The organism is Flavobacterium sp. W21_SRS_FM3 (assembly GCF_052113625.1).
In the GTDB taxonomy this organism is placed as follows: domain Bacteria; phylum Bacteroidota; class Bacteroidia; order Flavobacteriales; family Flavobacteriaceae; genus Flavobacterium.
Window position 1 is genome coordinate 106713 of sequence record NZ_JBGQOD010000004.1, and the last position, 16006, is coordinate 122718.

The 16006-nt window shown below is 32.8% G+C and carries 9 protein-coding genes; 8 read left to right on the forward strand and 1 reads right to left on the reverse strand.

Annotation, left to right across the window (positions count from 1 at the left end):
- Positions 1 to 251: 251 nt before the first annotated feature.
- The 4 genes from ACEN2K_RS08415 to ACEN2K_RS08430 all read left to right on the forward strand — a co-directional run bounded on the left by ACEN2K_RS08415 (position 252) and on the right by ACEN2K_RS08430 (position 6749).
- Positions 252 to 977 carry a hypothetical protein gene (locus ACEN2K_RS08415; RefSeq protein ID WP_441758890.1) on the forward strand — a complete coding sequence of 242 codons (726 nt, stop codon included), beginning with the start codon at positions 252 to 254 and terminating at the stop codon, positions 975 to 977.
- Positions 978 to 1062: 85 nt separating this feature from the next.
- Positions 1063 to 1767: a lipoyl(octanoyl) transferase LipB gene (gene lipB / locus ACEN2K_RS08420; RefSeq protein ID WP_441758891.1), complete on the forward strand. Its 705-nt coding sequence runs from the start codon at positions 1063 to 1065 to the stop codon at positions 1765 to 1767.
- A 509-nt stretch (positions 1768 to 2276) separates the two neighbouring features.
- On the forward strand, positions 2277 to 5345 hold the full coding sequence (locus ACEN2K_RS08425; protein WP_441758892.1) for a SusC/RagA family TonB-linked outer membrane protein: 3069 nt from the start codon (positions 2277 to 2279) through the stop codon (positions 5343 to 5345).
- 3 nt (positions 5346 to 5348) lie between these two features.
- Positions 5349 to 6749: a RagB/SusD family nutrient uptake outer membrane protein gene (locus ACEN2K_RS08430; RefSeq protein WP_441758893.1), complete on the forward strand. Its 1401-nt coding sequence runs from the start codon at positions 5349 to 5351 to the stop codon at positions 6747 to 6749.
- Positions 6750 to 6846: 97 nt separating this feature from the next.
- Here ACEN2K_RS08430 and ACEN2K_RS08435 read toward each other — a convergent pair whose 3' ends face one another.
- Positions 6847 to 7512, reverse strand: a complete 666-nt coding sequence (locus ACEN2K_RS08435) for a ribonuclease HII (protein ID WP_441758894.1) — start codon at positions 7510 to 7512, stop codon at positions 6847 to 6849.
- A gap of 189 nt (positions 7513 to 7701) precedes the next feature.
- Here ACEN2K_RS08435 and ACEN2K_RS08440 point away from each other — a divergent pair, with 189 nt between their 5' ends.
- From ACEN2K_RS08440 to ACEN2K_RS08455, 4 genes are all read left to right on the forward strand, one after another.
- Positions 7702 to 10836, forward strand: a complete 3135-nt coding sequence (locus ACEN2K_RS08440; RefSeq protein ID WP_441758895.1) for a SusC/RagA family TonB-linked outer membrane protein — start codon at positions 7702 to 7704, stop codon at positions 10834 to 10836.
- Between the two features lie 11 nt (positions 10837 to 10847).
- Positions 10848 to 12281, forward strand: a complete 1434-nt coding sequence (locus ACEN2K_RS08445; RefSeq protein WP_441758896.1) for a RagB/SusD family nutrient uptake outer membrane protein — start codon at positions 10848 to 10850, stop codon at positions 12279 to 12281.
- 214 nt (positions 12282 to 12495) lie between these two features.
- On the forward strand, positions 12496 to 14433 hold the full coding sequence (locus ACEN2K_RS08450) for a putative porin (protein WP_441758897.1): 1938 nt from the start codon (positions 12496 to 12498) through the stop codon (positions 14431 to 14433).
- Between the two features lie 193 nt (positions 14434 to 14626).
- On the forward strand, positions 14627 to 15988 hold the full coding sequence (locus ACEN2K_RS08455; protein WP_441758898.1) for a pyridoxal-phosphate dependent enzyme: 1362 nt from the start codon (positions 14627 to 14629) through the stop codon (positions 15986 to 15988).
- Positions 15989 to 16006 lie beyond the last annotated feature (18 nt).

Consider the following 16006-nt stretch of genomic DNA (forward strand, 5'->3'; position numbering starts at 1 on the left):
TAAAGTAGCAAAATGAAAAGTTCGATTATCAGATTAATATAATGTTTGATTGTAGAAATAAAAACAGTCGATTTACGACAATAAATTTTTAGGATATCCGCTTTATGTTTTGTTAAAGTGATTTCAAGATAACGTTGTTGCTTGGGTTGGATAGTGGTGAATAAAATTGGTAAGAATATTATGTTAAAGTAGAGTTGCAAGTATTTTATAGCTAGTATATTTGATTAAATTAATTTTAAAAATGGCTTTCCATGAAGTACTTTTTTTATCTGCTCTTATTGGGGATTGTGACAAGTTGTGAGCTTACTGAAACACTGCATATAAACGCAGATAATAGTGGGACTATTACATTAGACAGTCATAGGAACGAAAATAGTTATATGCAAATAGCTAGAGAGGAATATTCAAAAGAAACTGTTTTTAAAGACACTACGTATGTATTTCAAGAGTACATCGACAACTATAATGCCAATTTTATAAAATATACTTCACAAGAGCAGGAGCTGTTTAATGCTTTTAAAAATGTAAAAGTTCACATTAAAAAAAGTGCTTATGATAAAGAGTTTAGAACCACAATCTCACAGTCTTTCCAAAAGGTTGAAGATATTGCAGATCTTTCTAAAACAGAAAACTACGCAAGTGATATTAAACATAATTATGCCTTAACTGCCGAAGAGCATTATTACGACATACGATTTACTTTAACAGGAAATAATTTTAATAGAATAGTAAATATTACAGATGAGGATAGGTTTCAGAAGGAAAAAGAGAAAATAGAACAATATAAAAAACAATTGGCAAATTTTAAATTGGTACAGAGTTATACATTGAAATACCGTTTTCCTCGAAAAATAAAATCAGTTTCAAATAGTAATGCCGTAATTAGTGCTGACAAAAAAAGCTTAGAATTACAGTTTTTGATATTTGATTTTTTGCAAAATCCTAAAAGTACTAATCTCGAAGTGATTTTAGAATAAAGCATGTTGTAACTCATACCGCTTTGTTACTTCATTATAAATCTTTGTACCTTTGCTCTTCAAAACTTTGCACCTCAAAAAAGAAATGAACAAAATAATCCAACTTCAAGATTTAGGAAATAAAGACTACAAGGAAACTTGGGAATACCAAGAGCAATTATTTAAAGAAATTGTTGATATAAAAATAAGAAACAGGAGAGAAGAACTGGACCTGGAAACCCCTAATTATTTTCTATTTGTTGAACATCCTCATGTTTATACTCTAGGTAAAAGTGGCGATTTAAGTAATCTTCTCTTATCAGAAAAACAGTTAGAGGCTAAGGGAGCTACATTTTACAAAATTAATCGCGGCGGTGATATTACTTATCACGGACCAGGGCAAATAGTAGGATATCCCATTCTTGATTTAGAAAATTTCTTTACTGATATTCATAAATACTTACGCTTTCTGGAAGAATCCATTATTCTGACTTTAGAGGAATATGGTTTAGAATGTGGACGAAGTGAAGGAGAAACAGGTGTTTGGTTAGGGGTAGGAACACCCTTTGCAAGAAAAATATGTGCGATGGGAGTCCGTGCTTCACGTTGGGTAACCATGCATGGCTTTGCTTTAAATGTTAATGCTGATCTGGGCTATTTTGACAACATTATTCCGTGCGGAATTCGAGGTAAAGCAGTGACTTCGTTAAATGTAGAACTGGGAATTGAAAAAGTAGATGAAGAAGAAATTAAAAGAAAAATTTTGAATCATTTTTCAAAACTTTTTGACAGTGAATTTGTCCGTTCCTAATAGTATTTAACTCAATTTAAGTACCTAATAAATTATCATTTTACCTCAAAATAGATTAAAGCAGTTGTACTGTTTTAATCTATTTTTTTTGTGCTTTTTTTTAAAGGTTTTACAGTTTATTTAAAAGTTGTAGTTAAATAGCTAGTGGGTTTATTTAGGAGTTTTGAACACGAGTTTCAAACGCTTTTGAGTCAATTAGTTAAGAGGTAAAAATATCGAAATTAGTGTTGAAACTGGGATTAGATTATTTTTTTGGCTTTTTCTGTTACTGTGTTTGCCAAAGATACAAAATGACTCTCAACCCTTGTGTTTATTATGTTTTTGCGAAAAATAAAATTCTACTATCATCTTTTTTTCTTACAATAAATTGAGATAAATATTTTTTTTTAACATTTTGTGTCAATTTTTTTTCGCGTAATGTTAAACTTTTTTTTAAGGGAAATAACGTAGGGAAAAATTAAGCTTTTATTAGGATTTTTGCAGACTAATTAATTCAAAATTTCAAAATAATGAGGTTAAAATTTAAATGGATTTATGCGCTATTAATGGCGTTATCTATTCAGTTTGCTTTTGCACAAGAGCAAACGATTACGGGTGTTGTTTCGGATGCTATTGGATCAATTCCAGGAGTTAATATTGTTGTTAAAGGAACTAGTAAAAGTACGCAAACGGACTTTGACGGGAAATATACAATTAAGGCTCAAAAAGGAGATGTTTTAGTATTCTCATTTGTAGGTATGCAAGATTTTGCAGCCACAGTTAATGCTTCTTCTGCAATCAATGTAAAGATGAAAGAAGAAGGAAAAGTACTAGAAGAAGTGGTTATCTTAGGATACGTTTCTAAAGGTAAAAATGAAGTTACAGGAAGTGTAAAACAATTATCAGGCGAAAGCTTAAAAGGAGTTCCTGTGGTATCAGTGGACCAAGCGTTACAAGGTAAAGTTGCTGGTTTGCAAATATCACAATCTTCAGGAACGCCAGGTTCCGTTCAAGATATCCGTATAAGAGGTGTGGGTTCAGTTTCGGCAAGTAACCAACCATTATATGTAATTGATGGGGTTCCGGTAATCAATTCAAACTTTTCAGGAAGTGATAATGTTTCTACATTGTCTCCATTATCATCTATTAGTAGCAATGATATTGAGAGTATGACTGTATTGAAAGATGCTTCGGCTACGTCAGCGTATGGAGCAAGAGGTTCTAATGGTGTAATCATCATTACCACTAAAAAAGGAAAATCAGGAAAAACGGCATTTAATGTCAATACTTCTGTTGGTTTTCAAAATAACGCAGTAAAAGGACAAACTCCTTTAACTGGAGCGCAAAGAAAAGAACTGTACTTAGATGCTGTTTACAATACTTACGGTGCTTCTAAAGGATTCAATAGGGCTGGTGCCGAAGGGTTTTTATTAGGTACACAAGAAGGTCTAGATATTGATAATAACTTCGCTGGAATGCAATATTGGGATGGAAAAGAAGGCAATTGGGCTGAGATTTTAAAAAATAAAGATGCTGTCTTAAGAACTTTTGATATCTCTGCTAGTGGAGGTGATGAAAAATCAACTTTTAACTTGTCTTTAGGTTACAATAAAACCGATGCAACAGTTATTGGTTCTGATTTTAAACGTTTGACAGCGAAAATTGGGATGACCAGAAAGTTGACTGAGAATTTGAAATTCTCAACTAACAACTCTTTCTCTGATTCAAAACAATCAGGAGTTTTAGAGGGTGGTGGTTTTTTTGCAAATCCTCATTTAGCACGATACTTCATGAATCCATGGGTAAATCCTTATAATGCAGACGGTTCATTAAATATCGAAGATATTAAAGATTATACAGGTTTGCCAAATACATTATATGTAGTTGAGAACAATTTAATCGAAAATAGCTTAGCACGTATTCTTTCTAACAACTCATTAGAGTGGAGAATATCAGATCGTTTTAAATACAAGTCAGTTTTAGGAATTGATTATAATCTAGCAACTTACCACCAGTATGACAATCCAATTCATGGAGATGGTGCAGATGTTAATGGTGACTCAGGTCAACAAGTATCAAGAAACTTGAATTTAGTGGCTCAAAACTCGATTAACTATAATTATAGGTTTAAAGATCATAGTTTTGATGCAACAGCTTTGTTTGAGTATCAAAAGAATACGTATAATGAATTAGGTGCTTATGGTGAGAATATTGCATCAGGAGGCTTAACTTATGTAGACAATGTAGTTTCAAATATTAGTGTTAATGGAAGTTACCAAGATTGGTTAAATGTTTCTTATTTAGCACTTATTAACTACAACTTTAAAGGGAAATACGTTGTTGATTTCACTTATAGAAAAGAAGGATCGTCTCGTTTTGCTCCTACAAGGCGTTTTGGAGATTTCTGGTCAGTAGGTACTGCATGGAATGTGTATAAAGAAGATTTTATGGACAATTCTGTTTTCAATGAATTAAAAGTGAGAGGATCTGTAGGTACTTCGGGTAATAACGAAATTGATTTAAATCAATATCAGGCTTTACTTGCTTATGATACCAATTATGCTGGTAACCCAACAATTTATCCATCTACTTATGGAAACTTAAATTTGCAATGGGAAAAGAATAGAACAATTGATTTGGGAGTTGATTTTGGAATTTTTAACAACCGTCTTTCAGGAAGTGTAGGAGTTTATAATAAAACCACTTTTGATTTGTTGCAAAATGTTCCTTTAACAAGAACATCAGGTTTCAGTTCATTAGCTGCTAATGTTGGTGAAATTGTAAATAAAGGTATTGAGGTAGATTTAAGTTATGCTGCAATTCAATCAACGAACTTCAATTGGACAGTTTCAGGGAATTTTGCTTTGAATGATAATGAGGTGACAAAGTTAGCTAAAGACGCTTCTGGCAACGACATCAATATCACCACTGGTACTAAAGTGACTAAAGTAGGTGAGGCAGTTGGAACCTGGAATATGAGAAAATATGCAGGAGTTAATCCAGATAATGGTTTGCCACAATGGTATGTAAATGGTGTTGATGGGGAAGTAACTAGCAACTATAATTCAGCTAAACTTGCAATCCAAGGTAAATCATTGCCTACTTATACAGGTGGAGTAAGTACTCATTTAGATTACAAAGGAGTGTTCTTTGATGCTAGTATTTACTTTGCAGGAGGTAATAAAGTTTTTGAAGACTGGGCAAGTTATACACAAAGTACGGGGCTAAGACCTATAGCTTATTATAATGGTGTTAGTACGTTAATGAACAGATGGCAAAATCCTGGCGACATCACTGATGTGCCAAAAATTGATCTATCTTCAACTGGAAGTAATTCAGCTTCTTCTTCAACTCGTTTCTTATATGATGGAGATTATATTAGATTAAAAGATTTAGTATTAGGATATTCTTTTGATCAGGAATTAGTAAAAAGAATGAGTTTAGACGGATTAACTTTATCTGTAAGAGGAACTAATTTGTTCACTTTTGTGAAAGACAGTCGATTAAAATATGATCCAGAAGTAAGAGCAGATGGTTTTACACGTTTATCTACACCTCCAGTTAAATCGGTAACATTTGCCATTAATTTTAAATTTTAAACAATGAAAATAATATTAAAAAGCTTAATAGCACTGTCTTTACTTTTTACAGTAATTTCATGTGACGATAAAGATTTAGACCCAACATTAAGCGTAAACAAAGACATTACAACTATCAAATCAATTAATGACTTGAACTTAGTAATTTCTGGAGCTTATGATAGAATGACCAATACTTTTTATTACGGTCGTGATATATTAGTTTATGGTGATGTACGTTCAGACAATGCTTATTCTAATGGAAATTCAGGGCGTTTTGTAACACCAGCTTCTATGGATATGGTGGATTCAGATGGTTATGCAAGAGATACTTTTACTCAAATTTATAAAGTAATTGGAAGTTGTAATATTGTAATCAATTCTTCAATTGAAGGATCAAATGCAGCAGAAACGGCACAAATCAATTACTATAAAGGACAAGCCCTTACTTTAAGAGCACTTGCACATTATGATTTACTTCGTCTTTTTGGTCAACAAAATGTTGATGGAGGCGGATTGACTGCAAAAGGGATCTCTTATGTGAAAGTGTTTCAAAGCGCAAATTTAAGCCCAGCAAGAAATACAGTAGGTGAAGTGAAAGAATTTATTTATGCTGACTTGAATCAAGCATTAGATTTAATGAATGCTGATTTAGATGGTTCAAAAGAAACAGTTACTACACCAGCTGTAAATGCAGTTAAAGCTAGAGTAGCTTTGTATTTTGAAGATTGGACTATCGCTAAAGATGCTTCAGCTAAAGCAATGAATGCTGCTGCTGCAAATGGAACTCGCATAGCTCAAACAAATGAGTTTGTAAGTACTTACACTATACCTACACCAGTGAATTCTATTTTTGAATTGGCTTTTAGAGATAATGATAACCAGTCTATCGACGGTTTGTATAATATCTATGCAGAGACCAACTATGGTGATGTAGCAGTTTTACAAGATTTAAAAAATCAATTTATTGCTTCTGATGTAAGAGGAAGTGCTGCAATGTTAGCATTAGATTCAAAAGGAAAATTAAGAAATGTTGGAAAGTTTATATCGAACTCATCTAATGTTCCATTAATACGTTTTGAGGAAATGGTATTGGTAAATGCAGAAGCTTCTTTTATGTTAAACAATGTTGATCCATCTGTTTTGATTTCAATGAATTCTATTGCTACTAATAGAGGGGCTGCTGCTTACGCAGTTGTTACTAGAAATGATATTCTTAAAGAACGTCGCAAAGAATTAGCTTTTGAAGGATTTAGATTTGATGATTTAGCTAGAACTAAAAAAGATATGCCAGTTGTTGATGCGTTAAGACAAACGTATGATGATAAAGGTCAAATTCTTTATGGAAGTTATAAATATGCCTTCCCTATTCCTTTAGTGGAGATTAATGCAAATGCAAATGCTGTGCAAAATAAAGGATACTAAATAGAATAAAAGTTAGAATACAATTAGGAATAATTTAAAAGAGGATACTGCAAAGTATCCTCTTTTTTTGTTCTAATCTGAATTAGTTATTCAATTTTTATTCCTCAAAATCCAAAACCATCTGTTCTGGCAATAATCGAAAACTCATCCGGTGGTATTTAGTCACGCCATATTTTCGTATGGCTTCCCGATGTTCTTTAGTAGGGTAGCCTTTATTTTTCTTCCAATTGTACATGGGGTATTCCTCATGTATCCGATTCATATATTCATCTCGGTACGTTTTAGCTAAAACAGATGCAGCGGCTATACTCATGAATTTTGAATCTCCTTTTACAATACTTAAACTTGGGATTGCAGTTAGAAGTTCTTTTTCCTCCAAAGTAAAGATTTTTCCATGAGAATTGACTTTCCACTTTTTCTGTATAAAAGGACTATTCCCATCTACAATGATATATTTGGGTTGAGGATTAAGTTTTAGAATACATTCCTGCATTCCCTTGATGGAAGCGTTTAAAATATTTATTTCGTCAATTTCATTCGCTTCTAAATGAGTTACCGAAAAAGTAATAGCTTGCTCCTCTATAATTGGTCTTAATTTTTCTCTAACTTTTTCAGAAAGCTGCTTACTATCATTCAGAACACTGTTTTCAAAATTATCGACTAAAATTACAGCCGCCGCAGTGACTGGGCCCGCCAAACAGCCTCTACCTGCTTCATCGGTTCCTGATTCTAATGATAAATTGGAGTAATTGTTTTTTAGCATTAATTCTTGAATTATTTATGCAAAAATAATCTTTTTCATAAATTATTTATATTGTAGAGTTGTAAAACTATGTTTATTTCATAAAAATCACAATTTATATAGCTCTATATGTTAAAATTTGTGGAGGATAATTTTTTTATTTAAGAAATAATTAAGAAGTTTGTTTTAACTAATTCAAAATAATATAATATGAGATCTAAATTCAAATGGATTTATGCACTATTACTAGTGTTTACAATTCAATTATTATCTGCGCAAGAAAGAGCTATAACAGGTGTAGTGTCTGATAATTCTGGACCTTTGCCTGGCGTAAATGTGGTTATCAAAGGAACATCACAGGGAGTGCAAACTGACTTTGATGGAAAATATTCTATAAAAGCTAATACTGGAGATGTGCTAGTTTTTTCGTTTATAGGTATGGGTGATAAATCAGTTACAGTAGGTTCTTCTAACAGAGTGACTGTTACTTTAGAATCTAATGCTAAATCATTAGATGAGGTAGTGGTTGTAGCTTATGGAAAGCAAACGGCTAAATCTATTGTTGGTTCTGTTGCTACGATTGATAGTGATGTGCTGCTTAAGCAACAAGCTACTAACGTAATGACGGCTCTTCAAGGAAGTGTTTCTGGAGTTAATATAATTGCTGCAGGTGGTATGCCTGGGGAAAGTCCCACAATACGTATTCGTGGAACAGGTTCAATAAATGCGTCATCATCTCCGTTAATTATTTTAGATGGCGCTCCTTTCAACGGTAATTTAAATGCAATAAGTTCTGATCAGATTGAATCAATGAGTGTTTTAAAAGATGCGTCATCGACAGCTTTATATGGTTCTAGAGGTGCAAACGGAGTAATTCTTATCACGACTAAAAGAGGTAAGTTTAATAGTGCTCCTAAAGTTTCTGTTACTTCAACAATTGGTTTTGCTGACAACGCAGTGCCTTTACATAAAATGGTTGGGTCAGATAGATTTATGCAGCTAAATTGGGAGGCAATTAGAAATACCAACCAATATGTGAATAATCAGACTGCAGCTACGGCTGGTCAAAATGCATCAACTGCTTTAATACCGAGATTAGGTTATAATCCATACACTGCTAGCACTCCTGTTGATGCAAATGGAAATTTGGTTACTACCGATAAGAAATGGGATACAAACTGGGCAGATTTAATACTAGATAATTCAGCTGTTAGAACTGAACATACATTAGCAATATCTGCTGGTAGTGAAGATACTAAGTATTATTTTACAACAAATTACCTTTCACAAGAAGGAAATGTAACTACATCAAAATTTGACAGATTAAATACAAGGTTGAGTATTGATACTAAAGTAAATGATTGGTTAAAAAGTGGCGTGACAATGTTTTACTCTACTTCAGATCAAAATTTTCCATCTCAAAGTGGAACGAGTTATCAAAGTGCTATTCAATTTATTTATAATGTATCATCAATTTATCCAGTTTATAAAAGAGATGGAAATGGAGATTTGTTACTAGATGGCAACGGACAAAAATCATTTGATTATGGTGCTAATACTGGTCAATTGTTAAACGCAAATCGTCCAGTGTTCGATAATGAAAATGCTTACGGTTCACTGTATAAATATAATATTGGTTACAAAAGGGATAATTACACTGCCAATACTTATTTAGAAGCGGCTTTAACAGAAGGTCTTTCATTTAAAACTACAATAGCTTTTGAAAAATACCTGTATGACTCCTTTACTTATGCAAGTAGTGAAGTAGGATATGCGTCAAATGTACAGGGTAGAGTTACTCAAAATAGGGATATTACTACTGGTGTAAATATTACAAATGCTTTAAATTATAAAAAAACATTTGGAGATCATACTTTCGGAGCAGATTTAATTCAAGAGGCATACCAATATAAGATTGATGCTTTAGGTGCACAAGGTGAAGGTTTTTTACCAGGAGTTGAGGTCTTAAATGGTAGTACAACTCCATCATCTGTTTCAGGATATACTGCAAAAGATAGAATATCTAGTTATTTAGGTCGTTTAAGTTACGATTACAAAGAGAAATATTTCTTAGAAGGATCATTTCGTAGAGATGGATCTTCTAGATTTAGTTCTGATGTTAGATGGGGAAGCTTCTATGCAGTTGGAGGATCATGGTTAGTATCTGAAGAAAATTTCTTAAAGGATAGTAATTTTATTTCTGAACTTAAGCTGAGAGGATCTTATGGAGAATTAGGAAATAATCAAACTCTAGATAATAATGGGAATCCATCATATTTTCCTTACATACAGTCTTTTGAAACTGGTTATAATGAATTAACTAATACAGGAGTAGTATTAGGAAGTGCAGTGGATAGAAATTTAACATGGGAAAAGACAGCTTCTACAGATATAGGGTTGGACTTTGGACTTTTTAATAATAGGATTACAGGTTCGGTTGATTACTATAATAAAGAGTCAATTGACTTGATTTATAATCAACCAGTTGCAGGTTCTACTGGAAATACTGGAATTCTTACTAATGTAGGAGCGTTAAGAAATTATGGTTGGGAATTTGCTTTGAGTTCTACTAATATTCAAAACCCTACCTTTACATGGACAACGGGTTTAAACTTCTCAATAGATAAAAATGAGATAACTCAGTTAACTCAAAAAAGTTTTATTAACGGTACTAAAAGATGGGAAGTTGGAAGGTCATTATATGAATTTTATATTCAAGAATGGGCAGGAGTTGATTCAGCTGATGGATACGGAATGTGGTATAAAGACATCTTAGATGGAGATGGGAAGCCTACAGGCGAAAAAGAAACTACAAAAGTTTATACTCAAGCGTCTAGAAATTACTCCGGAAAATCATCTTTACCTAAAGCTGTAGGTGGATTAACAAATTACTTCAAGTTTAAAAATTTAGATTTAAATATCTTGTTCAATTTTAGTTATGGAGCATACATTTATGATAGTACTTATGCGAGTTTAATGGAAGGATTTGAAGCTGCAGGACGAGCTGCTCATCAAGATATCGAAAACCGTTGGCAAAATCCTGGTGATCTTACAGACACACCACTTTTATTAGCATCAAACAATGATTTCAATTCTACTTCTAGTAGGTTCTTATTCAAAAATGACTATGTAAGATTGAAAGCTTTAAACTTTGGATATAATTTCCCGACTGAGATGGTTGAAAAAATGAGTTTAAGTAAACTTAGATTATATTTCCAAGGTGATAATTTATGGACTTATCAATCTCATAAAGGAATTGACCCTGAGCAAAGTTTTGCAGGTACTACTAATAATAGATCATACAACCAAAGAGTTATATCTTTTGGTGTTAATTTAGAATTTTAAAAAAAAAAAATATGAAAAATATAATTATAAAAATATTCATAGCTTTTATAGCCTTGTTTATGACTGTAAGTTGTAGTGAAGCGTTTCTAGAAGAACCGACTCCTACAGATACCGTTTCTCCGGAGGTTGTATTCGGATCTAGAGAAGGTGTCGAAGCCTTTATATCTGGTATAATGAGAAGGTTTAGAGGACAATATGACTCAACAGATTCTGCGGGTTTAAATTCAATGTTTTATGCCAGAAGTTTAAAAGGTAATGACATAATACAGTCAAGCACTTGGTTTAGAGATGATTACGCTAATGATAATCGTGAGCCTACGTACAGAAGAACTAGGTTCACGTGGAACTACTGTTTTTATATGATCAATCAGGCTAACTCTTTGATTGCAGGCGTTGATGCTAGTGGTTTAAGTGCTGCAGATAAAAAAGAACTGTCTGCTTACGGTTATGCATTACGTGGATTCTTTTACCACCAATTAGTATTAGAATTTTGTCCTACTTATTCATTAGATAAAAGTTTTCCAGCTCCACCAATCTACACTGAGTCTGTTGCTGCTGGTAAAGCAATGTCTACTGTTGACGAAGTTTACCAATTAATAGTTTCCGATTTAACGAAAGCAGTTAATGGTCTTACAGCAGATCGACTAGGTAAATCATATATCAATAAAAATGTAGCACAAGGGATTTTAGCGCAAGTATATCAAGTAATGGGTAATTGGCAAGGAGCGGCTGATGCTGCAAATGCTGCTTACGGAGGTAATGCTGCTGCGGTCTTAAATGCTAAGGATTATAGAGCTGGCTTTGATGATATTTCTAATGTAGAGTGGATCTGGGGTAGTGCACAAAGTACTGATCAATCTAATTATTATTGGAATGCACCTGCTTCTATGGCAGATCATTTTACTACTTCTTACTCAGCTACATTCATTAACAGAGACTTTGTTAATTTATTTTCAGCAACTGATGTTAGAGCGTATTTTGTTAGAAAAAGTGCGGCTATAACAAATCTTTCAGATTATAGATACTGGATTACTCGTAAATTCACTTTTACTTTTGCTGGAGATAATGCAATTATGCGAACTCCAGAAATGATATTAATTGAAGCTGAAGCAAAAGCAAGAATACCAGGTAAGGAAATTGAAGCTCATACTTTACTATATAAATTGCAGAAAGATAGAGATGTGAATGCTGTAATTTCTACTAATACAGGTACAGCTTTAATTAATGAAATCTTACTTGAAAGACGAAAAGAGTTATATGCTGAAGTAGGAGTTGAATGGTTTGATGCTAAGCGATTACAAAAAGCGATTACTAGAACGGGGAATCATCGTGTTGGTTCATCAGCTAATTTAAGTGTAAATGATAAAAAGTTTTATCTAAAAATTCCTCAGTCTGAAATAGATGCTAATGATAATATTGATGAGTCTGTTAACGCTAACAGATAGTTAAAAATTTTATTGTATTAATAAAAACCGAGTTAGCAATGAGCTAACTCGGTTTTGTTGTTTCTAGTGGCTTCATTTTTCTTTTAATCAAATACATTAGCTGTACTCATATTTAGATAAATGATTTTAGCTAATTTTATTTTATTACTTATTATCATTTATCTTTGTCGCAATATGTGTAATGGAAACAGTAACTTAATTATATTTTGCTCAAATGAGAATACTTCTTTTTTATATTTTAATATTTCCTACAGTTTTATTATCTCAAGTAAAACAAAATAATAGTAATTTAAATAGTGATAGAGGTCAAGGTCTTACTGATACTATAATTACAGAAAAAACCGCTACAATTGACCAATATCGCTTTATATCTATAGAACGCGATACAACCTATCTGGATACCTCTTTAACTATACAAAGAGAATACACTTTTAATTATTTACGCAAAGATAATTTTGGTTTATTAGCTTTTCCTAATGAGGGGCAAACTTATAACAGCTTGCAATATGGCTTAGATAAATTTTCGCCATATCCTGAAATGGGTTTCAAAGCAAAGCATTTTAACTTCTTGGAAGCAAACGATATTAAATATAGCTCAGTTGCAACACCTGTAACTGAATTGTATTTTAAGTCAGTAATGCAAAAAGGGCAATCATTAGATGCATTCTTTACTCTCAATATTTCTCCAAGGCTTAATTTTTCAATAGCCTATAAAGGATTACGATCAGAAGGGAAATATATCAACCAGCTATCAAGCACTGGGAATTTTAGATTTACGACAAGTTACAACACGTTGAACAACCGTTATTTTGCTAATGCGCATTATACCTATCAAGATATTTTAAATGAAGAAAATGGCGGAATTACAACTATTAGTGATTTTGAAGATGAAGATCCTAAATACGATAACCGTCAAAGATTAGAAGTGTATTTAACCGATGCAAAGTCATTCTTGAAAGGGAAAAGAATATTTGTGGATCATTTCTTAAGAATCAATCCTACTAAAGGGGAGAATAATTTGTATGTCTCTCATCAATTCAATTATGAAAACAAGTTTTTTGAATACAATCAAGCAACAGTGGCCTCTACGGTTGGTGCTACTACTGTAAATAGATTTGGCGATTCGTACGTAAGCAGCGGTATCAATGATCAAACACACTATAACAAGATGTACAATAAAGCAGGGTTGACATACGAGAACCTAACTTTAGGTAAATTTCAGTTCTTTGCAGATGACTATAGAAGTAATTTTTACTACTATCAAATCCTAATTCGCGATAACGAGACTATTCCCGCCTCTTTAACCAGAAATATCAACAATGTAGGTGGCCAGTATGATTATCAAAAAAATAAATGGTTAGGAAAATTTTTATACTCAAGATCAGTCACTAATCAGTCTTTGTCTAATCTAGATGCTAAAATGCAATACGAGTTGAATGAGGACAACCAGTTCACTTTTGAGTATCAAAACTTAAATAAATTACCAAACGACAACTATAATTTGCATCAAAGCAGTTATGTTGATTATAACTGGTCTAATGACTTTAAAAACGAAAAAATAAATGCTATTTCCGCTAAAGCAAATACGTCTTGGGTTAATGCTTCGCTGCAATTAATGACTCTTAAAGATCATTTGTATTTTTCAAATACTTCTAACAACGATGAGCAACAATTGGTGTCTCCAAAACAATATGAGAATACCATAAATTACCTTGCCATTAAAGCCAATAGAGAGTTTAACTTTGGGAAATTTGCATTAGAAAACACCATCTTGTATCAAAAGGTTGATCAAAGTGAAGCGATTTTAAACGTTCCACAAATTGTTACAAGAAATACAATTTACTACACAGATTATTTATTCAAGAAAGCTCTTTTCTTACAAACAGGAATTACTTTAAATTATTTTACAAAGTACTTAGCTAATGATTACAATCCTGTGATAGGTGAGTTTTTCATTCAAAATAAAAAAGAAATAGGGAATTACCCTAATCTTGACTTCTTTATCAATGCTAAGATTCAAAGAACCAGAATTTACTTTAAAGCTGAACACTTCAATTCAGCTGTGACAGGAAATAATTTCTATGCAGCGCCTAATAATCCTTATCGCGACTTTGTGATTCGTTTTGGATTAATCTGGAACTTTTTCAATTAGGCCAGAGTAAATTGTAATCCTTTCTTGGGCGTTTTATCGCGCTATCCGCTATATCTTTCCTTGCTTAAAGAAAGCAAGCAAAGGATGTCGCTACTATCACGAACGCAAAATAGTATAATTAAGAATATTTATAACAAAATACTATCTTTGCAAAATTATTTATAACAAACTACAATCTTAAACAGATAATTAAATGCAATACGCAGAAAACATATTAGGGACGATAGGAAATACTCCATTAGTGAAATTAAACAAAGTAACTAGTGAAGTGGATGCGTTAGTATTAGCGAAAGTAGAGACTTTTAACCCTGGGAATTCGGTTAAAGACCGTATGGCGATTAAAATGATTGATGATGCAGAGGCTGATGGTCGTTTACAGCCTGGGGGAACCATTATTGAAGGAACTTCTGGTAACACCGGAATGGGATTAGCACTAGTAGCTATTATTAGAGGATACAAATTAATCTGTGTAATCTCTGACAAACAGTCCAAAGAAAAAATGGATATCCTTAGAGCGGTTGGCGCAAAAGTTGTTGTTTGTCCAACTGATGTTGAACCTACTGACCCAAGATCTTATTATTCAGTTTCAAAAAGATTAGCAACTGAAACGCCTAATTCTTGGTATGTAAATCAATACGACAATCCATCAAATGCTTTAGCTCATTATGAGCAAACGGGTCCTGAAATCTGGGAACAAACTGAAGGTAAGATAACTCATTTTGTAGTAGGTGTGGGAACAGGTGGTACGATTTCAGGTATTGGAAAGTATTTAAAAGAAAAGAATCCAAATATTAAAATTTGGGGAATTGATACTTATGGATCGGTTTTTAAAAAGTACCATGAAACTGGGATTTTTGATGAAAACGAAATCTACTCTTATATTACTGAAGGTATTGGTGAGGATATTTTACCTAAAAATGTCGATTTCTCTATAATTGATGGATTTACAAAAGTTACTGATAAAGATGCTGCTGTTTACACTCGTAAAATCGCTCTAGAAGAAGGGATTTTTGTTGGTAATTCGGCTGGAGCTGCAATAAAAGGACTGTTGCAACTTAAAGAGCATTTTAAACCCGAAGATGTAGTAGTAGTTTTATTTCATGATTCTGGAAGTCGTTATGTAGGGAAAATGTTTAATGATGATTGGATGCGTGAACGTGGATTTCTTGAGGAAGAAGTAACAAAAGCAGAAGATGTCATTAAAGACCATATCGACAAACCTCTAATTGTTGCTCGTACGGAAGAACTAGTTTCACACGCAATTGAAAGAATGCGTAAGTATAAAATCTCTCAAATTCCAGTTATCGATATCACTGGTTTTGTAGGTTCGTTAGATGAGTCTGATTTATTTCAGAGTTATGTTTCAGATAAAAATACTGCCGATAGACCAATTCGTGCAGTAATGGGTAAAGCATACCCAATTGTTAAGCTTGGTACGACTATAGAAGAGGTGTCTAAGTTGTTTAGCAAAGAAAATCAAGCTGTGCTCGTTGAATTAGGAAATGGAAAACATCATATTATTACAAAATATGATATTATTGGTTCAATTAAATAATATCAAATAATTTTTTTT